Genomic DNA, 24,268 nt, shown 5'->3' on the forward strand with positions numbered 1-24,268 from the left:
AGCCATAGCGCCCGATGGCATTTAGCAAGCGGGCGGTTTTCGGGCAAGATAGGCGGGTAAGCACTGCCGGCGCTAAGCCGGGACGAGAAAGAGAGACGCGCATGTCGGGCCCGCAACAAGAGAATCTGCATCCGGAAACGCTGGCTATTCGCGCCGGCCGCACCATCAGCGAATACGGTGAGCACAGCCAGGGGCTGTTCCTCACCTCCAGTTTCACCTATGAGTCCGCGGCGCAGGCCGCGGCCATGTTCCTCGGCGAGATCGAGGGCTATACCTATTCCCGCTTCACCAACCCCACCGTCTCGGCCTTCCAGCAACGGCTGGCGCAGATGGAGGGCGGCGAGCGCGCCATCGCCACCGCCACCGGCATGGCGGCCATCCAGGCCATCATGATGACTTTGCTGCAGGCAGGCGATCATATGGTTTCCTCGCAAAGCCTGTTCGGCTCCACCACCAATCTGTTCGCCAATCAGCTGGCCAAGTTCGGCGTGACCACGACTTTTGTCGATGCGCGCGATCTGCAAGCCTGGCGCGCCGCGATCCAGCCGAACACCAAGCTGCTGTTCCTGGAGACCCCTTCCAATCCGCTGACCGAAGTGGCCGACGTGGCCGCCGTCGCCGATATCGCCCACGCGCATGATGCCCTGCTGGTGGTGGACAACAGTTTCTGTTCGCCGGCGCTGCAGCAGCCCTTGAGGCTGGGCGCCGATCTGGTGATGCATTCGGCCACCAAGTTCATCGACGGCCATGGTCGGGTGATGGGCGGGGCGGTGGTGGGCAGCGACAAATTGATCGAGCAGATCTATCTGCATGTGCGCGCCGCAGGGCCGTCGCTGTCGCCGTTCAATGCCTGGACGCTGCTGTCCGGGTTGGAGACGCTGCATCTGCGCATGGAAAAACACAGCGCCAACGCGCTGGAGCTGGCGCGCTGGCTGGAGGCGCAGCCCAATGTCGAGCGCGTGTATTATCCCGGTCTGGAGAGTCATCCTCAGTACGAGTTGGCTCGCCGCCAGCAGAAGAGCGGCGGGGCGGTGGTGTCCTTCGTGGTGAAGGGCGGCCGCGAGGCGGCGTGGAAGGTGGTGGACAGCGTGCGGGTGATTTCGCGCACGGCGAATCTGGGCGATGTGAAAAGCACCATCACCCACCCCGCCAGCACCACCCATGCCCGCGTGACGCCCGAGGCGCGCGAGAAGGCCGGCATTGTCGAGGGTCTGTTGCGCGTCAGCGTCGGCCTGGAAAATGTGTTGGACTTGCAGCGGGATTTGGCGCTGGGCCTTGACTAAGCCCTTTTAACGCGTGTTTCATTCAAACGGCAGTCTAAAATCAAGACTGCCGTTTTTTGTTTGCCCTGAGCGGTGAATGCGCAAGGCGCCCTGCATGCCTTGACATTGATCAAGTTAAAACGTAAGTTTGAAACGCTTGTTCGAAAGCTGAGATGAGCAAGACTAAACCACACAATACAACAAAGGCACTGGAGACCATGGAGGCAAACCGCCCCGACACCGCCACCCGCATTCTGGATGTTGCCGAACGTCTGTTTGTGGAGCATGGATTCGAGGCGACTTCGCTGCGCATGATCACCCAGCAGGCCGAGGTGAATCTGGCCGCGGTGAACTATCACTTCGGCTCCAAGGATGCGTTGTTCGAGTCCGTGTTCATGCGCAGGCTGGCGCCGTTGCTGGAAGACTGCCTGGCGGAACTGGACCTGCTGGAAGCGAAGCCGGGCGAATTGCCGCTGGAACAACTGGTGCTGTCGTTCATTCGGCCGTGCCTGGTGTTGTCCAAGGACCCGTCCCGCGGCGGCGCGATGTTTGTGCGCCTGCTGTCGCGCACGCTGGTGGAAAACCACCGTCTGCTGCGCGAGACCATCTCGCAGCAGTACAGCGTGTTCGTGCAGCGCTACACGGAAGCGTTCCAGCGCGCGCTGCCCCATCTGGAGCCGGAGCAGCTCGCCTGGCGCATGCATCTCGCCTTCAGCGTCATGTTCAACGCCTTTGCCGGCAACGATGTGCTGAAAATCTTCACGCGCAGCCAGATCGTTACCGCCCGGGATCCGGACATGATCGTCAAATACCTGGTGCCGTTTGTGATAGCCGGTTTGGTCGCGCCCATCGAGGGCTGATTCCGCGTCGTTCGCCAAGGATTACAACAGCAAGGCGGCGCGCGGGACTGAGGGGTCAACACGAGGGTAAACACAATGATTGCTGCCGTAATTCTGGTCGCGCTGATCGTCGCGCTGGCCTACTGCGCCGCGCCGGTGCTGGTTTGGACCGTGGGCATTGCCGCCTGGCTCGCCGCGCTCCAGTTCGTTTTCCATTGCGAAGTTCACGCCGCCGTCTGGGCGGTGTTCGCCGTTGTCGCCGCCGTGCTGAACATCGTGCCGCTGCGCCGCGCGGTGTTCACCGGTCCGGTGTTCGGCGTGTTCAAGAAAATCACGCCGGCCATGTCTCAAACCGAGCAGGAAGCCATCAACGCCGGCACGGTGTGGTGGGATCGCGACCTGTTCTCCGGCAAGCCGGACTACAGCCGTCTGCTGTCCTTCCCGGACCCGAAGCTGACGCCGGAAGAACAGGCCTTCATCGACGGTCCGACCGAGCAGCTGTGCGCGATGATCGACGACTGGAAGATCACCCATGAGCTGAAGGATCTGCCGCCGGAAGTGTGGCAGTTCATCAAGGATCACGGCTTCCTGGGCATGATCGTCAAGAAGAAGTACGGCGGCCTGGAATTCTCCAATTACGCCCACGCCAAGGTAGTGACCAAGATCGCCACCCGCGGCGGCACCGCTGCGGTGTCGGTGATGGTGCCGAACTCGCTCGGCCCGGGCGAGCTGCTGCAACACTACGGCACCGAGGCGCAGAAAGACTACTACCTGCCGCGTCTGGCCAAGGGCGTGGAAGTGCCGTGTTTCGCGCTGACCAGTCCGTATGCCGGTTCCGACGCCGGCGCCATTCCGGACTTTGGCGTGGTGTGCCGCGGTTCCTACACCCATCCCCGCACCGGCGAGCGTTTTGAAGACGTGCTGGGCGTGCGCGTCAGCTGGGAAAAGCGCTGGATCACGCTGGCCCCGGTGGCCACCATCCTGGGCCTGGCGTTCAAGATGTATGACCCGGATCACCTGCTGGGCGACAAGGAAGAAATCGGCATCACCTGCGCGCTGGTGCCGACAGAGCATGTCGGCGTGGAAATTGGCCGCCGCCACTTCCCGGGCGGCTCGGCCTTCATGAACGGCCCGACCTGGGGCAAGGACGTGTTCATTCCGCTGGAGTGGATCATCGGCGGCCGCGAATACGCCGGCCAAGGCTGGCGCATGCTGGTGGAATGCCTGTCGGTCGGCCGCTGCATCTCGCTGCCGGCCATGTCCGTGGCCTGCGGCAAGCTGACCAGTTACACTACCGGCGCCTATGCCCGCATCCGCGACCAATTCGGCCTGCCCATCGGCAAGTTTGAGGGCGTGGACGAGGCGATGGCCCGCATCGGCGGCTACACCTACCAGATGGAAGCGGCGCAGGACTTGGCCTTGACCGCCCTCGACAACGGCGAGAAGCCGTCGGTGCTGTCGGCCATCCTGAAGTACCACAACACCGAGCGCATGCGCAAAACGCTGAACGACGCGATGGACGTGCACGGCGGCAAGACCGTGGTGCTGGGCCCGCGCAACTATCTGGCGCGCGGTTATCAGGCTATCCCGATCGGCATCACCGTGGAAGGCGCCAACATCCTGACCCGTTCGATGATCATCTACGGCCAGGGCGCGATCCGCTGCCATCCGTTTGTGCTGCGCGAGATGAAGGCGGCGATGGCCAACGACGGCACCGAGTTCGACAAGGCGATCACCGGCCATATCAACTTCGTCATCAGCAACTTCGTCCGCTCGCTGTGGCTGGGCCTGACCTGCAGCCGTTTCGCGTCAAGCCCGAAGGGCGGCGTCACCGCGGTTTACTACAAGCGCGTCACCCGTTTCTCCAGCGCCTTCGCGCTGCTGTCCGACATGGCCATGTTCAGCCTGGGCGGCTCGCTGAAGTTCCGCGAGAAGCTGTCCGCCCGCCTGGGCGACATGCTGTCCGGCCTGTACATCGCCACCGCCTCGCTGAAGCGCTTCGAGCGCGACGGCGCGCCGAAGGAAGACATCGCCGTGATGAGCTGGGCCGTGGAGAACGCCTTGTACGACGTGCAAGTGGCGATGGACGGCTTCCTGGCCAACCTGCCCAGCCGCGGCCTGGCCTGGCTGCTGCGCCGCGTCATCTTCCCGTGGGGCCTGACGCTGAAGCCGGCGTCCGACCGCACTGGCACCAAGGTGGCGCGCGCCCTGATGGAGCCGGGCGGCACCCGCGACCGTCTGACGCACGGCATGTACGTGCCTAAGGAAGAGACCGATCCGGTTGGCGTGCTGGGCCATGCGCTGAACGCCATTCTGGCCACCGATCCGGTGGAGCAGAAGCTGCGCAAGCTGGCGCGCGACGGCAAGTTCAAGACCATCACCGCGCGCGAGCGTCTGGCCGAGGCCTTGCAAACCGGCCTGATCAATCAGGAAGAGTTCGATGCCGTCACTCGCGCGCGCAAGCTCAAGCGCGACGTGATCATGGTGGACGACTTCGACAAGAAGCTGGAACAGCATGATGACAAATTGCTGCAGCGCCTGATTTTCTAAGCCAGGCAACGTGGTACCATGCGCCGGATACCGCATGTCTCCGGCGTTCCGCAAAGCGGCCGCGTTTCATGCGGCCGTTTTGTCGAACGCGGCGAAGCGATAAGGGCGGGAGAGTCTGTGATGGAGCAGCAAGAGGCCAGGGTGCCGGTGTTGCGGGTAAGGGCCTTGCCCACCAGCACCAATGCTTATGGGCGAGTGCAGGCGGGCTGGCTGATGAGCCAGATTGACATGGCGGGCAGCCTGGACGCCGAGCGGCTGTCGCGCGGGCCGGTGACGACGGTGGCGGTCAACGCCTTCCAGTTCGCCGCGCCCATTCTGCTGGGCGATGTGGTGGATTTGTATGTTGAGCGGCTGCGCATCGGCCAGAAGTCCATCACGCTGAAAGTCTCGGTGGAGGCGCAGCGCATGGATGGATCGCACGTGCGGATCACCGAGGTGATCGCCACCTATGTCGCGATCGATCGCGACGGCAAATCGCGTTTGCTGGAGGCGGGCTGAGGCAGGAATGTTTCGGTCTTCATCAATTGTTGTGGAAATGTTGCAGTAAAACGAACGTTTGGAATAATAGCTCCACGGTTTGGTTGGATTGCTCTAATTCTCTGGTAGCATCGACCATGACTCACGACATGAATGAGTCATGATTAATGAAAATATCTACTCAAGAAATACTAGAGAGGGAAGCATGAAGCTCAAGCACCTTAGCCTGTCCGTGATGATCATGGGCACCGCGTTCGGCCTGGCGTCTACACAGGCTGCTGCCTCGGGTTATCAGTTTGGTTCGCAGAGCGTTTCCGGCCAGGGCACCGCCCACGCCAACGGCGCCGAAGCCAACGATCCTTCCACCATCTTCACCAACCCGGCTGGCCTGTCCCGGCTGGAGGGCACTCAGGTCTCCGGCGGCGTAACTCTGGTGGTGCCGCATTCTGAATATACTGACAATGGTTCGGTCAATTTGGCTGGTAAACCAACTGGTGGTGGTAATGGCGGCAGTTTTGCTCCGTCAGTTGTGGCTGCCCCAACTTTTTATTTGTCGCACAAGGTGAACGAGCAATTCACCGCCGGGGTGGGTGTTTTTGTACCATATGGTGCCAAGTTGGATTATGGCAGCAGTTGGGCGGGCCGTTATGCTCTGCAAAGCATTGAACTGAAGTCCTTCAATATTAATCCTTCGTTCTCTTTCAAGCTGAATGAGCGTCATGCTCTAGGCTTTGGTGTTTCCGCCCAATATATGGATGCGAAACTGGTGCAGTCTGCTGATGCGGCCACTGGTGCGGCTCAAGCCATAGCGATTAAAAATGGCCTGAATCCTATGGATCCGAATGTTCTGAATAGCCCGGCGATAAAAGGTGCGCTGGCTGCTCTAGGTATTTCGGGTGATGGTAAGGCGACCGTCAAGGGCGATGATTGGGGCTTTGGCTGGAATATCGGCTATATGTTCACACCTGACGAATCTACCCGTATTGGTTTGGCTTACCGTTCGCAGATCAAACAGAAGCTTACTGGTACGGTTGATTGGGACTTTTCCAATGTAACTGGTGTGCTGCCGGGCATTGGTTCCGCAAGCGGCTACTTCAGTTCGCAGAAGCACCCGAGTACGACTGGTAGCGTTGATGTAACCACGCCTGATACTGCTTCGATTAATATTTTCCGTCAGATTGATCCGAAATGGGCGTTGCTGGGGGATGTGACTTGGGTTGGTAATTCCAAGTTGAAGGATATTGATATCAAGCAGGATACCAAGAATGGTATTTCGCAAGGTGATATCAAGATTCACCAGAACTGGAAGGATACTTGGCGTGTATCTTTGGGTGCTAACTATCAGTATAACGATGCCTGGCTGCTGCGCGGCGGCGTGGCTTGGGAGCAGGCGCCTCTGCAGTCCGATAATGACCGCCATCCGGCCATCCCGGATAGCGACCGCCTGTGGCTGTCGTTCGGCGCCAACTACAAGATCAACAAGCAGAGCTCGATTGATCTGGCCTATAGCTTCATCGACTTCAAAAACGCTAACGTCAACTACACCGACGCTTGCAGCCCGGCTGGTGTAAGCCCGACGACTGGCGCCGCGTGTACCGGCAACGGCGGCACCGTCAAGGGCAGCTACAAGACCTATCTGCAGTTGATCGGCGTGCAGTACAACTATCGTTTCTAAGCGGCTAACACCGTTCGGAAACCGGCAACAGGGCAGGCGTCAGCGCTTGCCCTGTTGTCGTTTCGGCACAGCTGAAGCCGTTGTTGCGCTTGCTGGGATGTTGTGTGCAGATTTTTTACAAAACCTGCTTTGATTTTGCCCAAAATGGGTTAGACTAATCCCACATAAAAGCGAGTGTTTGATATTTTATCTGTACTCGCAGATCCCCCCCGCTTGGAGTGCTTTATCCGTGCCGGAGAGGGTGGACGCGCCAGGAAACATTCTCCGGGCGCGGCCGGAACAATAGCGATTCAGTCCGGCCTTACTATCAAGCAGTACCCGGCGCCGCGTCTGCTCCAGCCGGCGCGGATTCTGGGCAAGGACGATTCAACGCCCGTCCTTGGAAGCAAGCAGGACAGGTTGAGAGGGGCCTGTCTCATGTGTGTTTCAACAAATCGAGGAAACCATGTCTCAAACCAAATTCAATGTACGCAAGGTTGCCGTGCTCGGCGCTGGCGTGATGGGGGCGCAGATTGCCGCCCACCTGGTGAACGCCAAAGTCCCGACCATTCTGTTTGACTTGCCGGCCAAGGAAGGCGACAAGAACGGCATCGCGCTGAAGGCCATCGACGGTCTGAAGAAGCTGAAACCCTCTCCGCTGGCGGGCAGCGACGTGGTCGCCCACATCCAGCCGGCTAACTATGACGACCACCTGCATCTGCTGAAAGACTGCGATCTGGTGATCGAAGCCATTGCCGAGCGCATGGACTGGAAGGTGGACCTGTACCACAAGGTGGCCCCGCACCTGGGCGAACACACCATCTTCGCCACCAACACCTCCGGCCTGTCCATCAACAAGCTGGCCGAAGGCTGCCCGGACGCGGTGCGCCCGCGCTTCTGCGGCGTGCACTTCTTCAACCCGCCGCGCTACATGCACCTGGTGGAAATCATTCCCTGCGTGACTTCCGACGCGCACATCCTGGACAACCTGGAACGCTTCCTGGTGTCCACGCTGGGCAAGGGCGTGGTCCGCGCCAAGGACACCCCTAACTTCGTGGCCAACCGCATCGGCGTGTTCTCCATGCTGGCCACCATCGCCAATGCCGCCAAGTACGGCATCCGCTTCGACGTGGTGGACGACCTGACCGGCCCGCGCCTGGGCCGCCCGAAGTCCGCCACCTTCCGCACCGCCGACGTGGTGGGCCTGGACACCTTCGCCCACGTGGTGAAGACCATGCAGGACACCCTGCCGCAAGATCCGTGGCATAGCCTGTTCGTGACGCCGGACTGGATGCAAGGCCTGATCTCCGCCGGCGCGCTGGGCTCCAAGACCAAGGCGGGCATCTACAAGAAAGACGGCAAGCGCATGCTGGTGCTGGACCCGGCCAAGGGCGAGTACGTGGGCTCCGGCGAGAAGGGCGACGACGCGGTCAAGGATATCCTGAAGATCGCCAATCCGGCCGAGAAATTCCAGAAGCTGCGCGAGAGCGAGCATCCGCAGGCGCAGTTCCTGTGGGCATGTTTCCGCGACGTGTTCCACTACATCTCCTTCCATCTGGCCGATATCGCCAACTGCGCCCGCGACGTGGACTTCGCCATCCGCTGGGGCTTTGGCTGGTCCGCCGGACCGTTCGAAACCTGGCAAGCCGCCGGCTGGCAGCAAGTGGCCAAGTGGCTGCAGGAAGACATCGCCGCCGGCAAGTCCCTGGCCAAGGCGGAGCTGCCGGCCTGGGTGCTGGAAGGCGACCGCGCCGGCGTGCATTTCGCCGACGGTTCCTACAACGCCGCCGACAAGAAGCTGGTAGGCCGCTCCGCGCTGGACGTTTACCAGCGCCAGCTGGCGCCGGCCAAGGTGCTGGGCGAGAAGTCCGAGCAGCTGGGCGAAACCGTGTACGAGAACGAAGGCGTGCGCGCCTTCACCACCGGCGACGAGGTGCTGGTGGTGTCGTTCAAGTCCAAGGCGCACGCCATCGGTCCGGCCGTGCTGGACGGCCTGAACACCGCCATCGACATCGCCGAAGACCGCTTCAAGGGCTTGGTGATCTGGCAAACCGAAGAGCCGTTCTCCGTCGGCGCCGACCTGCAATCGATGATGCCGGCCTTCATGATGGGCGACTGGGACGCCATCGACGCCATGATCGGCCGCTTCCAGTCCACCGCCTTGCGCCTGCGCTACAGCCAGATCCCGACCATCGCCGCGACTCAGGGCTATGTGTTCGGCGGCGGCTGCGAGTTCGCCATGCACTGCGACAAGACCGTGGCCGCGCTGGAATCGTACGTCGGCCTGGTGGAAGTGGGCGTCGGCCTGCTGCCGGGCGGCGGCGGTTGCAAGGAGTTCGCGCTGCGCGCTTCGCAAGAGTCCAAGGGCGATCTGCTGGCCGCGCTGAAGGACTACTTCATGAACATCGCTACCGCCAAGGTCGCCACCAGCGGCATCGAAGCGCAAGAACTGGGCTTCTTCAAGAAGGGCGACGCCGTGGTGTTCAATGCCTATGAGCTCTTGTACGTCGCCAAGCAGCAAGCGCTGGCGTTGGCCGAATCCGGCTACCGCCCGCCGCTGAAGGTGAAGGGCTTCCCGGTGGCGGGCCGTTCCGGCGCCGCGTCGATCAAGGGCCAATTGGTGAACATGCTGGAAGGCAACTTCATCAGCCAGCACGACTTCTTCATCGCCTCGCAGATCGCCGACGTGATGACTGGCGGCGACGTGGAAGCCGGCACCCTGGTCAACGAGCAATGGATTCTGGACCTGGAGCGCAAGGCCTTCATGACCCTGCTGAAGAACGCCAAGACCCAGGATCGCATCGCCAATATGCTGACCACCGGCAAGCCGCTGCGCAACTAATATGAGCCGCCCACAAGACGCCTGATGCTGCGTTGCGCCGACTTGCCGTACTAGATGTACTGTCTGCGTCGGCGCGCCTTGCCTCAGGCGCTTGTAAACGGCTCAAACATCCAAGAATGCAAAGACGGGCGGTAGGTACTCAATCCTGCCGCCGGTCGCGAAGGAGCAAAAGAATGGTTAAGCAAGTACAAGAAGCTTACATCGTCGCCGCCACCCGCACCCCGGTGGGCAAGGCGCCGCGCGGCATGATGCGCAATGTGCGTCCGGACGACATGCTGGCGCATGTGATCACCGGCGCGCTGGCCCAGGTGCCGAACCTGGACCCGAAACTGATTTCCGACTGCGTGGTCGGTTGCGCCTTCCCGGAGGCTGAGCAGGGCCTGAATATGGCGCGCATCGGCGTGCTGCTGGCCGGCCTGCCCAACACCGTGGGCGGCATCACCATCAACCGCTACTGCTCGTCCGGCATCAACGCGGTGCAGATGGCGGCCGACCGCATCCGCCTGGGCGAAGCCGACGTGGTGATCGCGGCCGGTTCCGAATCGATGTCCTTGGTGCCGATGATGGGCAACAAGGTATCGCTGAATCCGGAAATCTTCGCCAAGGACGAGAACTACGGCATCGCCTACGGCATGGGCCTGACCGCTGAAAAAGTGGCGCAGCAGTGGGGCGTGTCGCGCGAAGACCAGGACGCGTTCGCGGTGGAATCGCACCGCCGCGCGCTGGCGGCCATCGACGGCGGCAAGTTCAAGAATGAAATCACCCCGCTGGAAGTGACCTACCGCACGCCGAATCTGGAAACCGGCGAAGTGATCGTCAAGAAGCGCGTGCTGGACACCGATGAAGGCCCGCGCCGCGAAACCACGCTGGAAGGCCTGGCCAAGCTGAAGACCGTGTTCGACGCCAAGGGCTCCGTCACCGCCGGCAACTCCTCGCAGATGTCAGACGGCGCCGGCGCGGTGATCCTGGTGTCTGAGCGCGTGCTGAAGGAGTTCAACCTGGTGCCGCTGGCTCGCTACGTGACCTTCTCGGTCAAGGGCGTGCCGCCGGAAATCATGGGCATTGGTCCCAAGGAAGCCATCCCGGCCGCGTTGGCCCAGGCTGGCCTGAAGCAGGACGACCTGAAGTGGATCGAGCTGAACGAAGCCTTCGCCGCGCAGGCGCTGGCGGTGATCCGCGATCTGAACCTGGATACGTCCAAGGTGAACCCGCATGGCGGCGCCATCGCCCTGGGCCACCCGTTGGGCGCGACCGGCGCGATCCGCACCGCCACCCTGATCCACGGCATGCGCGACGCCGGCATGAAGGGCCACGGCATGGTGACGATGTGCATCGGCACCGGCATGGGCGCCGCCGGCATCATCGAAGTGCTGTAAACCTGTCTGGCTTGACCTGACAAAAACCCCGCCGAGTTTCCCGGCGGGGTTTGTTTTATGGTTTCGCGGCTGCTGTTGACGTTTGCAGGGCTGCGGCCTCCCGCAACTTGTCCTTCTTGCTTTTGCGTTTGCCCTTGATGCCGCCGTTGCCGTCCGGGTCCGCCAGTGAAGCGGTCGGCGGCATGGTCTCGCTTGGCTCGAAGCCGGCGATCCGCTCGCGCGGCAAGCATAGTCTCTGGCGCTTTTCTATCAGCCGGAAATGGGCGGCGTTGTCCGCGCTGATGAAGCTGATGGCCTCGCCGCTGGCGCCGGCGCGGCCAGTGCGGCCGATGCGGTGGGTGTAGTCCACCGGCGAGCGCGGCAGGTCGTAGTTGACCACCAGCGGCAGCCGGGCGATGTCGATGCCGCGCGCGGCCACGTCGGTGGCGACCAGCACGCGCAGCTGGCCGGTCTTGAGATCGGCCAGCACCTGGCCGCGCTGGCTCTGGCTGCAGTCGCCGTGCAGGGCGGCGGCCCTCACGCCGGCGCGTTGCAGCTTGTCCGCCACTCTGTCCGCCGCCTGGCGGCTGGCGACGAATACCAAGACCCGATTCCAATCATTTGTCGCCAGCAGATGGCGCAGCAGCATGGTGCGCCGCGCGGCGTCCACCTCGATGGCGCGCTGGCGGATGTCCGGGGCGGTGGCGGCTGTCTGTGCGATGTCTATGCGCAGCGGTTGGCTCAGCAGCTGTTCCGCCAAGGCGCGCACGGCGGGCGGGAAGGTGGCGGAGAACATCAGGTTCTGCCGCGCCGGCGGCAGCCGGGCCAGCAGGCTGCCCAGCTCGTCGGCGAAGCCGAGGTCCAGCAACCGGTCGGCCTCGTCCAGCACCAGGGTTTGGACGGCGGAAAGCCGCAGCGCGTTGCGGTCCAGCAGATCGAGCAAGCGTCCCGGCGTGGCGACGACGATGTCGGCGCCGCCGCGCAGGGCCATCATCTGCGGATTGATGGACACGCCGCCATACACCACGGCGACCTTCAGTTTTTTCGGCAGGGCCTGCGCCAGATCGCGCAGGATCTCGCCTACCTGAGCAGCCAGCTCGCGCGTCGGCAGCAGAACCAGCGCCTGGGGTTGGCGCAGGATGCCGCGTGGCCTGGCCAGCCATTGCTGCAGCAGCGGCAGGCAGAAAGCCGCGGTTTTGCCGGAGCCGGTCTGCGCGGTGGCCAGCACATCGCGCCCCAGCAGGATGGCGGGGAGGGCGGCGCTTTGGATGGCGGTGGGCTGGGCGTAGCCTTGCATGAGCGCGGACTGGGCCAGATCGGGCTGCAGGCCCAGGGCGGTGAATGGCATGAATGAAGACAACTATGGAAAAGTGGGGGCTTGTGGCCCGAAGCGGCAGCAGTATCGACCGGGCCGGCCGCGAGGTCAAGCGATGAGGCTCAACTTGTCAGCGTGAAGCGTCATTTGCGAGTAATATCCGGGTTCGTTACCTAAATAAAGCCATCTGCCCATGCAAACAGAAGTCAAAGAGAAGCCCCGTTACGCCATTGTCGCCTCGGTGCAGCTGCCGGAAGTCAGCGATGTCGAGTTTGAAGCCTCGCTCACCGAATTGAGCGAGCTGGCCAAGACGCTGGGTTTCCAGGTGGTGCAGACTTTTGTGCAGAAGCGCAACAGCTTTGACCGCACCGCCTATATGGGCGTCGGCAAGCTGGAAGAAATCAGCCAGTTCGTCAAGCGCGGCATCCGCGCCGACGAGCTGGAAGACGATGCGCAAGAATGGGACGCCAGCGCGGTCGAGATCGACGCGTTGCTGGTGGACCACGAAATCTCGCCGTCGCAGGCGCGCAATCTGGAATTAGCCGTCGGCTGCGAAGTGATGGACCGCACCATGGTCATTCTGGAGATTTTCCATCGCAACGCCCGCTCGCGCGCCGCGCGCGCGCAGGTGGAGATCGCCCGTCTCGGTTATATGGCGCCGCGGCTGCGCGAAGCGGCCAAGCTGGCCGGCCCGCAAGGCCGGCAGCGCAGCGGCATGGGCGGGCGCGGCGCCGGCGAGTCCCATACCGAGCTGGACCGCCGCAAGGTGCGCGACCGCATCGCCGAGCTGCAACGCGAAATCATCGCCATGGAACTGGAGCGCAAGACCCAGCGCGCGCGGCGGCTGGAGCGGCAGGGCATCGGCCTGGGCGGGGTATCGCTGGTCGGCTACACCAATGCCGGCAAATCCACCTTGATGCGGGCGCTGACCGGCAGCGAAGTGTTGGTGGCCAACAAGCTGTTCGCCACGCTGGACACCACGGTGCGCGCCTTGTACCCGGAAAGCGTGCCGCGGGTGCTGGTCAGCGATACCGTCGGCTTCATCAAGAACCTGCCGCACGGCCTGGTTGCCTCGTTCAAGTCCACGCTGGAGGAGGCGCTGGACGCGTCACTGCTCTTGCACGTGATCGACGCCAGCGACCCCGGCTTCCAGCGCCAGCTGGAAGTGACCGACGCGGTGCTGCAGGAAATCGGCGCCGATGCAGTGCCGCGCATCCGCGTGTTCAACAAGATAGACCATGTCGGCGATGAGGCCGAGCAGGCCGCCTGGACGGCGGAGCTGCAGACGCGCTATCCGGGCTGCGTGGTGATGAGCGCCCGCCGGCCGGAAGAAGTGGCCAGCCTGCGCGCAGCCATCGTCTCCTTCTTCCAGCAGGATCTGGTGGAGGAGGAACTGCTGCTGCCGTGGGCGGCGCAGCAATTGCGCGGCGAAATCTATAGCCACTGCCAGGTATTGGAAGAACGCACGGAGGACGAAGGCAGCTGGTTCCGCGTGCGCGGCGAACCGGAAAAGCTGCGCAGCCTGCGCGAGCAGCTCAATCCCGGCGCGCAGGGCAGGGAAAAGGAATACTGGGAAGTCTAGGAAGACCACCCCATCGCGGCGTAGCTAAAGGTGGAATGCCCTCGCCACAGAGATTAGAGCCTTGCTTGCAGGGCTCTTTTCTTTTCAGGGTAATCTTACCTCTTGCCAGCTTATGGTCATTGCATGCAAATTCCTTGCTTGAGTTGGAGTTGAATCCATAAGGAACAAGATGGCGAGCAATGTTGAAATCAAGGCGCGCGTGGCGGATATCGATGCGCTGGAGCGAACAGTTCAGGCGTTGGCCGGGCAGGCACCATCCCCCCGCCAGAACCTGAGTATCGCGCTGGAGCGGCCGGACCAGCCCGAGGTGATGGCATTGATAGACGAGCTCGATGCCTATCAGAAGCCCTTATACCCTGCGGAAAGCCATCATGGCGTCGATGTGGCAGCCTTGCTGCGGCCCGAGGTGGCGTTTGCGGTGGCGCGCGACGAAACCGGCGCCGCGGTGGGATGCGGCGCGGTTTGGTGCACGCCGGAATATGGCGAATTGAAGCGGATGTTTGTGCGGCCGCAATGCCGGGGCCGCGGCGCCGCGCGCAGCGTGCTGGCGTTTCTGGAGCGGCAGGCGCAGGCGCGAGGCTGCGCCGCCATGACGCTGGAGACCGGCATCCACCAACACGAGGCCATCGCTCTGTACCAGCGTGCTGGTTACGATTTTTGCCCGCCGTTCGGGTCCTACCGCGAGGACCCGTACAGCGTATTCATGCGCAAAGCGTTTTGACTATCAGGAAGCTTTGCCCAGGTGGCTGGCCAGCTGGCGGGCGCTGTCTTTGCACCATTGGTCGATCAGAGGCTTGATCAGATCCAGCGTCATCTGTTCTTCCTTGGTCTTGCTCTTCTTGCTCTGGCGCAGGTTGACCGTGCCGGCCAGCAGGGTGCCATCCTGAGCATCTTCCAGCTGCGCCATGCTGCCTATCTTCAGCAGATAAGGCTCTTTGCCGGTGGCCAGTCGCGCCAGGTTGAACACCGCCTTGATCGGCAGCAAGTCCACGGCATCCACGCCTGGCCGGTCTTGGGAGACGGCAGTGACCGCCACCCGCAAGCGGGCGACGCCGGGGGCCGCCTGCTGCGTCATCGCGACGCCGGCCGCTGCCAGCTCGGCCTGCATCCGTTGATGGTAGTAGGCGGCAATCGCGTTTTCATCGCCGGATTGCAGCAGCTCCCAGTTGCCATCCTTGGCTTGGCGCATGAACAGCAATGGCTCCAGCAGAACGGTGTTGTAGGCTTTCAGATCGATGCCCGGCTTCAGATAAACACGCTGATCCGGGTTGCTTTTGCTTTGCTGGAAGGCGCTGAGCGGAACGGTGAACAGGTTTTCCGAGTTCGCGGTTTCGCCGTCGGACCAGGCGGGCAGGCTCAAGCCCAGTCCGAGAGCGCAACACAGGGTCAGTGTGGACAGTTTCATTGTCGGTTCCTTGCTTAGTCGATCGAAGTATGCAGGCATGCTGTCGACAGCATAATTCGGGCAGAGGAAATTGTCGCGTGCAGTGTGCGGGAAATGGCAAGGCCCGCGGAAGCGGGCCGGAGATTCAGCGATGCAGGTAGGTAAACAATGCCAATAGTATGATGCAGCAGATGATCATCAGATTCAGCAGGATTTCTTCCTGCATCGGCTCGAAATGAAGTTTGTCGTCCATGCGGAGCCGGGAGCGATTGAGTTTATGCAGCCAATATTGCAAGAGAGAGTGCGAACTGGGACCGTCGGGGTCGGCGTTGCCGGTTTTCATGATGGAAGTCCTGCGTAAACGAAAATTTATAGGCAGGGATTTTACTCTTTTTGCATATTCCCGCAACTTCTCATCCCGCATGGTTGTCAATTCCGCCACACGGGGCAAGCGACGTCCTGACCGTCCCTCCAGCATCCCGCGCTCCCTCTCAGATGAATTCTCCCTCCGGCAAACCCAGGTTGATCGTGGCCGAGCGGAACGCCGCGGCGGCGGATTGCGCGCGCGCTGACAGCAGCTCCAGCATCACGGCCTTGCCGAGTCTATCGCTGCGCAAGGCATGGTTTCCAAGGTGGGCAAGCAGCACGACATCGTCAACTGTTCTCCAGTCCGCCGCCCGCGCGTAAAACGGCGCCAGCTCGGCATCGCAGGTGAAGGCTGCGATGTCATATTTCCCGCATTCTCTCAGCCAGGCAGAGGCCGCTGCGACAACGCGCTCGCCCAGGCCTTGCCGCCGATAGCCAGGGTGGGTCGCGACGCAACTGAGGGCGGCCAGGGCAAACGCCTGCCCGCCATGGCTGACGGTCAGGCCCACTACTGCGGCGTAAGCGACGGGATGGCCATGCTGCAGCAGGCAGAACGCTTGCGCGTGATATTCCGGCTTGTGCAGCGCGTCGTCGGGGTCCGGCTCCCCCGGGCACTGGTAGGCATGTTGCAGCATGACGGCGCATTCGCGACGCAGTGCCTGCGGCAAGGCCTGATACGGTTGGGACAGGATTTCCATGGTGTATTCCGGTTTGGGTGTGAACGGTATGGCTGGGACCGCGGCGCGAGTGTGGGACTGGAATGCCACAGCGCTTATGTCGTCAGCGTCTGCAGCGTATCCAGCCGCCCGCGCATCCGGTTCATGGCCTGTTCGTCCAGATGGCCGCGGCAGCTGTCGATGGTGCGCTGGCCCAGCGTCCGCAGCGATTGGCGGAAGGCAGCGCTATGGGCGACGGTGGCGATATCGGCCAGCGCCGCCAAGAGGCGCAGGCTGACTGCCATGTCGCCGCGCGCGTAATGGCGGATCTGTTCGAAGGCCGACTCCAGCAGCGCGTCGAAGTCCATGGCGGGAATGGTGACGCGCACCACGCCTGGCGGGTCGTAATAATGCTGTTGTGGCGGAGTGCGCTGCGCGTACAGGCACAGGATGCGGCTGAGCTGATCCACGCAGGCAATCGCGGTGGTGGGGTCGTTGACCGCGGGCGAGATGGCTTTCAGCGCGATATCGACGATTTGCAGCACGCCGAACTCCACGTCCTGCTGCAGGGTGCGGCTGGGGCCGATGTCGATCGCGGCCAGCATGGCCTGGCGCAGCCTGGGGGTAAGCCTTTCCTCGCGCGAGGCCAGCAGCAGCGGGATGCCGGCCGGCGCAAATTGGCCGACGCGGCGTGTGACGCGCAGCTTCAGTTGATGCGTCTTGGCCAGTTGCACCAGCTTGCGGGTGTCAATGAAGCGGACATAGCCGGCGGTTCGGTTGAGGATGGGCGCATCCGGCTGGGCGGCGTTGGGCGTCGCGCCGGCTGGCCACAACCGGTCTTCATGCGGCGCCGGCATCTGTTCCTGGATTGCCTGTTCGGTCTCCGCGGCGATGCGGTCGACGATGTAGTTGACGCTGATGGCGCGCGAGATGTGATGGATGAAGAACAGCAGGCCGACTACGCAAGCCACCGCCAGCAGCATGGCGCCGAATACCGTCAGCACCGGACTGAAAGCGTAGGGTTTGATTCGGGCAGCCGGCAAGGCGGCGATGCAATAGGCGAACGTGCCGAGGAAGATGCCCAGCGTCCGCTGCGTGACCTTGTCGCGGGAGAAGCTGACGATGATTCTGGGCGAGAACTGCATGGACGCCAGCGTCAGCGACATCAGCAGAATGGCAAATACGATGGACACCACGGTCATGATGGAGGTGGCGATGGCGGACAGAATCACCTGGGCCACCTGAGGGTCGCTGCGCGACGGGAACAGAATCTGCGGCAGCCAGGCGCCGAGCGCCGGATGCGTCTCTTCCAGCCAGGACAAGCAGCCGCCGACAAAACCCAGCGCCAGCGAAATGATCAGCGGGCGAACCAGGAAGCCGCCGCGAAGATTGAACAGTATGTGCTGGATGGCGCGTGGCAGGTGTCTGGTCATGGTGCTGGGGTGGAGTCGATGCGCGACGGACAGGATGCACATGATATCTGGTTTGTCCGGCGTGCGGTTGAGATCGGGGCGGCTTCAGTCTGATCTACACTGTATTGATATTCACGATCGCTGGGAGCCGGCAATGGCACTGCGTTTGACGGTGGGGCGGCGGATTGCCGTGTTGATTGTTCTGTCCATTGTCGCTTTTGTGCTGCTGGGCGCGATCAGCTTGTCGCGCCTGCAGGCTGTGCAGCTGCAATTGCGCAAATTGGACGAGGTGTCGCTGGCCGAGGTGGACATCTCGCGCAGCCTCAGCGCAGAGCTGACTGGCATGAGGCTGGAGACGGTGCGCCATATCGCCAGTCGCGATCCGGCGGTCAAGCAGGCGGCGGAGCAGCAGGTGCGAAAGCATAGGGAGAATCTGGACGGCTTGCTGGCCGCCTATCATCAGTTGCCGTTGCAGGCCGAATTGCAGCAGAAGGGCGAGCAGTTCCAGTCCCGGCTGGCCGAATACATTGACGCCGTCTCCCCCTTGCTGGCCGCCTCCAAGGCCGATCCGGATCATCCCCCTCCGGTGTACAACCCCAAGATCAATGGCGCGGCCGGTTCGATGGGCTCGCTGGTGGAAGATATGGTCAAAGCCAGCCGCGAAGACGCGCGGGCGGAGCGGCTGGCGGCGGAGCAGGATTACAAGGCCGCGTGGGGACAGATGATCGCTGTGATCGTCGTCGGCGTGCTGGTGTTGTTGGGCGCCGGCTATGTTCTGCAGCGCTCAATCACCGTGCCTTTGAACGGGGCGCGGGATGCGCTTGCGCAAGTGGCGCGCGAACTCGATTTCACCCGCCGCACCGGGCCGGCGGGGCATGACGAGATCGCGGATGCGCTGCAAGCGCTGGATTCCTTGCTGCAGACGCTGCAGCGCAGTTTCAGCGAGGTGGGCGGCGCAGTGAGCGGCGTGGCGGACTCGGCGCGCGGCATGCGAGAAACCGCCGACGAGCTGGCGGTCAGCGCCGCGACATCGTCACAGGCCTGCTCCAGCATGGCGGCCTCGGTGGAGCAACTGACGGTCAGCATCGCCCATGTGCGCGACCGCGCGCAGGAGGCCAGCCGGCTCAGCAGCGACTCTGGCCATTTGGCGGCGTCCGGTGAGCAAGTTATCCTGAAAACCGTGGCGCAGATCCAGTCCTCGGTTGAAACCGTCAGCGACGCGGCCGGCACCGTGGAAAAGCTGCGCGACCAGGTTGCGGCGATAGGCAGCGTGACTGAAGTCATCAAGGGCGTGGCGGAACAAACCAATCTTTTGGCGCTGAACGCGTCGATAGAGGCCGCGCGGGCCGGCGAAATGGGACGTGGCTTTGCGGTGGTGGCGGACGAAGTGCGCATGCTGGCAGAGCGGACGGCCGCGGCGACGCTGGAGATCAATGGCATGATCCAGGCCATGCAGCAGGAGGCGTTGAACGCGGTGCGGCATATGAATGAGGTGGTCGGCGAGGTGCGGGGCTGCGAACAATCGGCTAATCAGGCCGGAGAAACCATCACCCAGATCAGCCAGCGCGCCGCCGAGGCTGTCGCCTTGGTCGGCGAGATCGCTTCAGGGATAGGCGAGCAGGCGGACGCCAGCACTGAAATTGCGCAGCAACTGGAACGAATCGCGCAGGTTTCCGAAGAGGGCAGTAACGTGGCGGACACGACCTCGACTGCGGCGCAGCGTCTCAACGCGCTGGCAGCGGAGCTGCGCGCCACCGTATCGCGCTTCAAGGTATAGCGGCTGCTGATGCGCATCATGCTTGGCGCGGCATTGGCGCGGATGGCGTAGGCCGACATGGGCGGGCCGCGGTATGCCCGCCGTTTGTCGCGCCGTGCCACTCAGGGCCTGAGGGTGGCCCTGCCGCAGGCTGGCTAGGGGCTGTTGACGTTTGGTGAGTGGATCGCGTTTGAGCCGATTTGGGCCGGAAGCAAGGCGCACAGTCCGCCGCATAGTCATTCTATGCAAGGGCTGGGCAACGTGGCTTCCGGCCCAAAGCGGCCAAACCCGCAGGGCCGGGCGCCTTTCGCGCCGACTCTTCGTTGTTCCGCGCTGGCAGAGAATGACTATGCGGCGCGCGAAACGCCTCGATTCGGCGCAAAACGCATCCCGGCGCGACCGCTCACCAAACGTCAACAGCCCCTAGCGTTTGCGTTTGCCGGCCTTTTCACTGGCGCGTTGCGGGCAGGCGGCGCAGGGGTTTTCGCACATGCCGGCGCCGCTCAGCGATTGTTTCAGCGCGCAGACCGAACGGCGACAGGCGATGAAGCGGATTTGTTGCTCAGCGGCCAGTTCGCGGAAGTGGCGCATCACATTGTGGCCCAGGAAGTCGGTGAACAGGATCAGCAGCTCGGTGCCGGCGGGCAGCCGGTCCACCTTGCGCTGGTGCGAGCTGTTGCGGCCGCTCAGGTGGCGGTTGATGGTAATGCCGTAGCTCTGCAGCACGTCGGGGATGTTGCCCAGCGTGTCGGCTCCAACCAGCATGGCGTTCATGGGACGATCTCCTTCAGTGATTTTTGAGAATGATAATAATTATCATTTCAAGCGTCAACCTGTACTTTCAGCATGTTTCGTCGCGTGATGGCGGCCGCCACGCATTGCGCCTATGTTGTAAAGATTGAACGCATGAATGGGTGGATCGGCGGGAAGGAGCATCATGAAGTCTAGGCTGCTGGGTATCTTGGCTATGGTTCTGCCGCTATTGCTGTCGACCGCAAGAGCGGATCAGTTGGCGCAGATTCAACGCAAAGGCGTGCTGGAGATCGGCCTGGAGGGGACGTTTCCGCCTTATAGTTTTCGCGCTGCTCCCGGGGCCGAGCTGCAGGGTTTCGAAGTGGATTTCGGCCGCGAGCTGGCGAAGCAACTCGGCGTCCAGGCGCATTTCCATACCATTGCCTGGACCCATATGCTGAGCAGCCTGTCCGCCCGCCGGGTGGATGTGGTGATCAATCAGGTGGTGGCGACCACCGAGCGTCAACGCCGTTTTGATTTTTCCATCCCCTATACCTATAGCGGTTTGCAGATGGTGGTGCGCAAGGCCGACGCGGCGCGTTTCCACAGCGCGGCGGATCTGGCTGGCGCGCACGTCGGCGTCGGGGCCGAGACCAACTATGAACAGTGGCTGCGCGCCAATGTGCCGCAGGCGCATGTCCATCTGTACCACGACGATTTAACCAAATACGATGGCTTGCGCCGCGGCGAGGTGGATGCCATCGTGATCAATCGGCTGGCGGCGCTGAATCTGATGCTGAAGACGCGGGGCGATTTGGTGGCCGCGGGGCGGATGCTGGCGCGGGAGGATGCCTGCGTGGTGATGCGCAAGGACAATCCGCAGCTGCGTATGCAGGTCAATCGCGCTATTGGACATCTGCAGCGGGACGGCGCCTTGTTGGCGCTGTCCCGCAAGTGGTTCATGGCCGATATCGTCAGCCGGCCGGATCAGCCATAGACGTCCACCTGGCTGATCAGGCCGGCCTGGCCGTCGTCCTTCAGATAAACGCCGGCGCTTGCCATCTGGGCGGTCGGCCTGGGATTGGAGCTGTCCTGGCGGATGGTCAGCGGCGCCTGCACGCTGGGCAGCAGGATGGCGCCGATATGTGCCTGTTGCAGGGTTTCCAGCTGGTCTTTGCCGCCGCATCCGGTCCAGATTCACGGAGGCAATACGCATGGCGCTCGTCCGATCAAGGCGGGAATGCCCCTGTATCGACGCTGTCCGGCGCAACTTGATGCTGTGGCGATTGCGTATTGCCTGCCGTTTCAGGCGGTGCTTGCGAGCTTATAAATCCTTGCCGGAGCGCCAGATCGACCACACCAGCCACACGCTGTTGAGCAGCGCCAGCATGAAACCGAAGAAGCCGAAGAACGGCAGGCCGAACAGCTTGGGTCCGGCGTTCACCGTCATCACAATGGACGAGCCTATGATCAGGCAGCCGGTGACGATGCCCATGGTCAGCCGGTTGCTGCTGCGGTCCAGCTGCTTGCCGAAATTATCCAGCCGCTGCAGGTCCAGATTGATGCGGAACTTGCCATGGCGCATGTCGCGGCCCACCCGCACCAGGTCGCGCGGCAGGCCGGTGATCATTTCCAGCCCTTCCGACAGCGATTGCCGGCCGCGTTTCAGCAGCGCCGCCGGGTGATAGCGGGCGACGATCAGCTCCTTGACGAAAGGCGTGATGTGGGCCACCAGCTGGAAATCCGGGTTCAATTGCCGGCCCAGCCCCTCCAGCGTGATCAAGGCCTTGAACAACATGGCCATGTCCGGCGGCAGTACGATGCCGTGGTTGCGGATCAGCGTCATGATGTCGCCGATCAGCTGGCTGATGTTCAGGCCCTTCAGCGGCACGTGCTCGTACTGGAACATGAATTCGCTGACTTCGTCGGCGAATTTCTGCATGTCCACCGGCGTGTTGCCGGTCCACTCGATCAAAACGTCGATGATGCCGTGCTCGTTGTGTTCGGCCACGGCGGACAATAGATCGACGATTTCGTCGCGCCGCACATGGCTGATGCGGCCCACCATGCCGAAGTCGATGAAGGCGATGCGGTGATCGGCGAGGAAGAATACATTACCGGGGTGGGGGTCGGCATGGAAGAAACCATTGACCAGAATCATCTTCAGCACCGCGTCGGCGCCGCGCTGCGCCAGCAGCACCGCGTCCAGGCCGCTGCTTGCCAGCCGGCCCAAGTCGCTGGCGGGAATGCCGTCGACGAAGCTTTGCACATTGACAGCGGCGTTGGTGTACTGCCAGTGCACGCTCGGCACTTCCACCGACGGATCGTCGGCGAAGTCCTTGCCGAAGCGCTCCATATTCCGCGCCTCAATGGCGAGATCCAGTTCGCGCCGCAGCGAGCGCGAGAACTGGGCGACGATGCCGGATGGCTGGTAGCGGCGCAGCTCCGGAAATTCCAGTTCCAGCAGGTGGGCCAGGTGGGCCAGGATGCGCAGGTCGGCCTCCACTTTTTCCGCGATGCCGGGGCGGCGCAGCTTGACCGCCACCTCGCTGCCGTCTTTCAAGCGGGCGCGGTGCACCTGGGCAATGGAGGCGGAGCCGATCGGCCGCATGTCGAATTCGGCGAACACTTCCTCGGGGGCGCCGCCCAGCGCATCGCGCACCATGCGCTGCACCACGGCCGGCGGCAGAGGCGGCACGCGGTTCTGCAGTTTTTCAAATTCATCTATCCAGTCCGGTGGGAACACGTCGACGCGGGTGGACAGGATCTGGCCCAGCTTGATGAAGGTGGGGCCCAGCTCTTCAAAGGCCAGCCGCACCCGCACCGCCGTCGGCTGGCCGGATTCGCCGTCCGGCAGGCCCAGATTCAGCCACTCGCCGGCTTTTTCCATGGCGCGCGGCAGTTTCAGCCGCTGCGCGAACTCTCCCAGGCCATGACGGATCAAAATTCCGCTGATTTCTCTTAGTCGCGGTAAGTCCCGCATTGCAATCAAGGTTTCCCGAATCATGTGCTTTTCGCCGTTCCGCTTGGCTTTACACTACCGGTCCCGTCCGATAGAGTGCGGCCTATGAAATTGCAACTCCGCTTATCAGCGCTGGCGCTGGCGGGCTTTATGGTTTTCGCCCAGGCTGCGCCAGACAAGGCCGCGCCGGACAAGCCCCCGGTCGATGGCAAAACGGCAGCCGACAGCTCGGCGGCCGACAAACCGGACGATCCCATCTCCAAATACGCCGCTCCGCAAGAGGATGCGGTGGGTGATCTGCTTTTGCAAGCGATGAGTCTCCTGGGCGTGGCCTACCGCTTCGGCGGCAACACGCCGGATGACGGCCTGGACTGCAGCGGCTTTATCCGTTACGTGTTCCAGAAGTCGCTGCGCGTCAACCTGCCGCGCACCGCCGCCGAAATGGCCAAGGTGGGCAAGTCCGTCGGCCGCGGCGAACTGGTGCCAGGGGATCTGGTGTTCTTCAACACCCGCGGCTTCAATTATTCCCATGTCGGCATCTACATGGGCAACAACAAATTCATCCATGCGCCGCGCACCGGCAAGAACATTGAAGTGGCCAATCTGTCACAGAGTTACTGGAGCGCGCGCTACAATGGAGCGCGCCGGGTCAATCGTAGCACCGCCTACCAGGCGGCCGATACGTCCGATGACGTCAGCGTGAAGGGCGGCGCCAAAAAGGCCGAGACGCAAGTCAAATGCCGCAAGGGCAAGAAGTGCAAGGCGGCGGAGCCGGCGCGCGGCAAAAAGGCGGCCAAGGCCTCGCATGCCGCCAAGAAGAAGCACAAGCGCTGAACCCAAGGGTCTAGCCTGATGCCCGCAGCTTGCGGGCATCTTGTTTTCAGGAACGAAAATGACTTTGAAGATAGCAATACCGGTCTGGAAGGACCCGGAAGGCAATGTGGTGGCCTGCGTCGAGAAGCTGAAAGTGATGCGCGAGAATCTGGAAGAGATCGCCCAGCTGGCGCAGGACGCTTTCGAGGACGCGGTGCTGATGGGCTGCGACGAGCGACAGGTGCGCGACTTCCTGGTGGCGATGATGCAGAGCCTGGACAACCCCTACCGTTCCGAGCGAGACGCCTGAC

General features: G+C 62.6%; 21 protein-coding genes. 13 read left to right on the forward strand and 8 right to left on the reverse strand.

Going from position 1 to position 24,268, the window contains the following annotated elements:
• Positions 1-101: 101 nt before the first annotated feature.
• From QUG01_RS05630 to QUG01_RS05660, 7 genes are all read left to right on the forward strand, one after another.
• A complete protein-coding gene (locus QUG01_RS05630; RefSeq protein ID WP_500829269.1) occupies positions 102-1,283 on the forward strand; it encodes an O-succinylhomoserine sulfhydrylase in 1,182 nt (393 codons plus the stop codon).
• A gap of 197 nt (positions 1,284-1,480) precedes the next feature.
• Positions 1,481-2,122 (forward strand): TetR/AcrR family transcriptional regulator, encoded by a 642-nt coding sequence (locus QUG01_RS05635; RefSeq protein WP_043626145.1) that lies wholly within the window; start codon positions 1,481-1,483, stop codon positions 2,120-2,122.
• 75 nt (positions 2,123-2,197) lie between these two features.
• Positions 2,198-4,651: an acyl-CoA dehydrogenase gene (locus QUG01_RS05640; RefSeq protein WP_500829270.1), complete on the forward strand. Its 2,454-nt coding sequence runs from the start codon at positions 2,198-2,200 to the stop codon at positions 4,649-4,651.
• Positions 4,652-4,771: 120 nt separating this feature from the next.
• Complete coding sequence (locus QUG01_RS05645) at positions 4,772-5,149, forward strand: acyl-CoA thioesterase (protein WP_500829271.1); 378 nt, start codon at positions 4,772-4,774, stop codon at positions 5,147-5,149.
• 184 nt (positions 5,150-5,333) lie between these two features.
• Positions 5,334-6,803: an OmpP1/FadL family transporter gene (locus QUG01_RS05650; protein WP_500829272.1), complete on the forward strand. Its 1,470-nt coding sequence runs from the start codon at positions 5,334-5,336 to the stop codon at positions 6,801-6,803.
• Between the two features lie 445 nt (positions 6,804-7,248).
• Positions 7,249-9,624, forward strand: coding sequence for a 3-hydroxyacyl-CoA dehydrogenase/enoyl-CoA hydratase family protein (locus QUG01_RS05655; RefSeq protein WP_500829273.1), 2,376 nt, complete (start codon positions 7,249-7,251; stop codon positions 9,622-9,624).
• A gap of 173 nt (positions 9,625-9,797) precedes the next feature.
• Positions 9,798-11,000 carry an acetyl-CoA C-acyltransferase gene (locus tag QUG01_RS05660; protein WP_106076823.1) on the forward strand — a complete coding sequence of 401 codons (1,203 nt, stop codon included), beginning with the start codon at positions 9,798-9,800 and terminating at the stop codon, positions 10,998-11,000.
• A gap of 55 nt (positions 11,001-11,055) precedes the next feature.
• Here QUG01_RS05660 and QUG01_RS05665 read toward each other — a convergent pair whose 3' ends face one another.
• Positions 11,056-12,327 carry a DEAD/DEAH box helicase gene (locus tag QUG01_RS05665; protein ID WP_500829274.1) on the reverse strand — a complete coding sequence of 424 codons (1,272 nt, stop codon included), beginning with the start codon at positions 12,325-12,327 and terminating at the stop codon, positions 11,056-11,058.
• A 160-nt stretch (positions 12,328-12,487) separates the two neighbouring features.
• Between QUG01_RS05665 and hflX the strand changes: the two genes are divergently transcribed.
• Together hflX and QUG01_RS05675 are read left to right on the forward strand one after the other, a co-directional pair.
• On the forward strand, positions 12,488-13,876 hold the full coding sequence (hflX, locus tag QUG01_RS05670) for a GTPase HflX (RefSeq protein WP_500829275.1): 1,389 nt from the start codon (positions 12,488-12,490) through the stop codon (positions 13,874-13,876).
• Positions 13,877-14,045: 169 nt separating this feature from the next.
• Positions 14,046-14,597, forward strand: a complete 552-nt coding sequence (locus tag QUG01_RS05675; protein ID WP_500829276.1) for a GNAT family N-acetyltransferase — start codon at positions 14,046-14,048, stop codon at positions 14,595-14,597.
• 3 nt (positions 14,598-14,600) lie between these two features.
• On the opposite strand, the gene QUG01_RS05680 is transcribed toward QUG01_RS05675, so the two are convergent.
• The 4 genes from QUG01_RS05680 to QUG01_RS05695 all read right to left on the reverse strand — a co-directional run bounded on the left by QUG01_RS05680 (position 14,601) and on the right by QUG01_RS05695 (position 17,715).
• Positions 14,601-15,281: a DUF3313 domain-containing protein gene (locus QUG01_RS05680; protein WP_500829277.1), complete on the reverse strand. Its 681-nt coding sequence runs from the start codon at positions 15,279-15,281 to the stop codon at positions 14,601-14,603.
• Positions 15,282-15,405: 124 nt separating this feature from the next.
• Positions 15,406-15,603, reverse strand: a complete 198-nt coding sequence (locus tag QUG01_RS05685; RefSeq protein ID WP_500829278.1) for a hypothetical protein — start codon at positions 15,601-15,603, stop codon at positions 15,406-15,408.
• Between the two features lie 148 nt (positions 15,604-15,751).
• A complete protein-coding gene (locus tag QUG01_RS05690; RefSeq protein WP_500829279.1) occupies positions 15,752-16,324 on the reverse strand; it encodes a GNAT family N-acetyltransferase in 573 nt (190 codons plus the stop codon).
• Positions 16,325-16,398: 74 nt separating this feature from the next.
• Positions 16,399-17,715 (reverse strand): DUF2254 domain-containing protein, encoded by a 1,317-nt coding sequence (locus tag QUG01_RS05695; protein ID WP_500829280.1) that lies wholly within the window; start codon positions 17,713-17,715, stop codon positions 16,399-16,401.
• A 133-nt stretch (positions 17,716-17,848) separates the two neighbouring features.
• Here QUG01_RS05695 and QUG01_RS05700 point away from each other — a divergent pair, with 133 nt between their 5' ends.
• Positions 17,849-19,471: a methyl-accepting chemotaxis protein gene (locus tag QUG01_RS05700; protein WP_500829281.1), complete on the forward strand. Its 1,623-nt coding sequence runs from the start codon at positions 17,849-17,851 to the stop codon at positions 19,469-19,471.
• 402 nt (positions 19,472-19,873) lie between these two features.
• Here QUG01_RS05700 and QUG01_RS05705 read toward each other — a convergent pair whose 3' ends face one another.
• The gene (locus QUG01_RS05705; protein WP_071110474.1) at positions 19,874-20,224 is read right to left on the reverse strand and encodes a DUF2325 domain-containing protein; all 351 of its coding nucleotides are present in this window, start codon (positions 20,222-20,224) and stop codon (positions 19,874-19,876) included.
• Positions 20,225-20,387: 163 nt separating this feature from the next.
• Here QUG01_RS05705 and QUG01_RS05710 point away from each other — a divergent pair, with 163 nt between their 5' ends.
• Positions 20,388-21,179, forward strand: a complete 792-nt coding sequence (locus QUG01_RS05710; protein ID WP_500829282.1) for a transporter substrate-binding domain-containing protein — start codon at positions 20,388-20,390, stop codon at positions 21,177-21,179.
• On the opposite strand, the gene QUG01_RS05715 is transcribed toward QUG01_RS05710, so the two are convergent.
• A complete protein-coding gene (locus QUG01_RS05715; RefSeq protein WP_500829283.1) occupies positions 21,170-21,301 on the reverse strand; it encodes a hypothetical protein in 132 nt (43 codons plus the stop codon). The genes QUG01_RS05710 and QUG01_RS05715 overlap by 10 nt on opposite strands.
• Before the next feature lie 205 nt (positions 21,302-21,506).
• Complete coding sequence (locus QUG01_RS05720) at positions 21,507-23,126, reverse strand: ABC1 kinase family protein (RefSeq protein WP_500829284.1); 1,620 nt, start codon at positions 23,124-23,126, stop codon at positions 21,507-21,509.
• Between the two features lie 123 nt (positions 23,127-23,249).
• Between QUG01_RS05720 and QUG01_RS05725 the strand changes: the two genes are divergently transcribed.
• Together QUG01_RS05725 and QUG01_RS05730 are read left to right on the forward strand one after the other, a co-directional pair.
• A complete protein-coding gene (locus tag QUG01_RS05725) occupies positions 23,250-23,978 on the forward strand; it encodes a C40 family peptidase (RefSeq protein ID WP_500829285.1) in 729 nt (242 codons plus the stop codon).
• Positions 23,979-24,036: 58 nt separating this feature from the next.
• Positions 24,037-24,267, forward strand: a complete 231-nt coding sequence (locus QUG01_RS05730; protein WP_500829286.1) for a hypothetical protein — start codon at positions 24,037-24,039, stop codon at positions 24,265-24,267.
• Position 24,268: the final 1 nt, after the last annotated feature.

The organism is Chromobacterium sp. CCUG 76385 (assembly GCF_059916625.1).

Bases quoted from the DNA above. Each gene is read 5' to 3' on its own strand.
- QUG01_RS05675 (WP_500829276.1), top strand. From the start codon at position 14,046: ATGGCGAGCAATGTTGAAATCAAGGCGCGCGTGGCGGATATCGATGCG.
- QUG01_RS05640 (WP_500829270.1), top strand. From the start codon at position 2,198: ATGATTGCTGCCGTAATTCTGGTCGCGCTGATCGTCGCGCTGGCCTAC.
- QUG01_RS05705 (WP_071110474.1), bottom strand. From the start codon at position 20,224: ATGAACGCCATGCTGGTTGGAGCCGACACGCTGGGCAACATCCCCGAC.
- QUG01_RS05690 (WP_500829279.1), bottom strand. From the start codon at position 16,324: ATGGAAATCCTGTCCCAACCGTATCAGGCCTTGCCGCAGGCACTGCGT.
- QUG01_RS05650 (WP_500829272.1), top strand. From the start codon at position 5,334: ATGAAGCTCAAGCACCTTAGCCTGTCCGTGATGATCATGGGCACCGCG.
- QUG01_RS05630 (WP_500829269.1), top strand. From the start codon at position 102: ATGTCGGGCCCGCAACAAGAGAATCTGCATCCGGAAACGCTGGCTATT.
- QUG01_RS05680 (WP_500829277.1), bottom strand. From the start codon at position 15,281: ATGAAACTGTCCACACTGACCCTGTGTTGCGCTCTCGGACTGGGCTTG.
- QUG01_RS05645 (WP_500829271.1), top strand. From the start codon at position 4,772: ATGGAGCAGCAAGAGGCCAGGGTGCCGGTGTTGCGGGTAAGGGCCTTG.
- QUG01_RS05725 (WP_500829285.1), top strand. From the start codon at position 23,250: ATGAAATTGCAACTCCGCTTATCAGCGCTGGCGCTGGCGGGCTTTATG.
- QUG01_RS05695 (WP_500829280.1), bottom strand. From the start codon at position 17,715: ATGACCAGACACCTGCCACGCGCCATCCAGCACATACTGTTCAATCTT.
- hflX (WP_500829275.1), top strand. From the start codon at position 12,488: ATGCAAACAGAAGTCAAAGAGAAGCCCCGTTACGCCATTGTCGCCTCG.
- QUG01_RS05710 (WP_500829282.1), top strand. From the start codon at position 20,388: ATGAAGTCTAGGCTGCTGGGTATCTTGGCTATGGTTCTGCCGCTATTG.
- QUG01_RS05730 (WP_500829286.1), top strand. From the start codon at position 24,037: ATGACTTTGAAGATAGCAATACCGGTCTGGAAGGACCCGGAAGGCAAT.
- QUG01_RS05665 (WP_500829274.1), bottom strand. From the start codon at position 12,327: ATGCCATTCACCGCCCTGGGCCTGCAGCCCGATCTGGCCCAGTCCGCG.
- QUG01_RS05660 (WP_106076823.1), top strand. From the start codon at position 9,798: ATGGTTAAGCAAGTACAAGAAGCTTACATCGTCGCCGCCACCCGCACC.
- QUG01_RS05700 (WP_500829281.1), top strand. From the start codon at position 17,849: ATGGCACTGCGTTTGACGGTGGGGCGGCGGATTGCCGTGTTGATTGTT.
- QUG01_RS05655 (WP_500829273.1), top strand. From the start codon at position 7,249: ATGTCTCAAACCAAATTCAATGTACGCAAGGTTGCCGTGCTCGGCGCT.
- QUG01_RS05685 (WP_500829278.1), bottom strand. From the start codon at position 15,603: ATGAAAACCGGCAACGCCGACCCCGACGGTCCCAGTTCGCACTCTCTC.
- QUG01_RS05635 (WP_043626145.1), top strand. From the start codon at position 1,481: ATGGAGGCAAACCGCCCCGACACCGCCACCCGCATTCTGGATGTTGCC.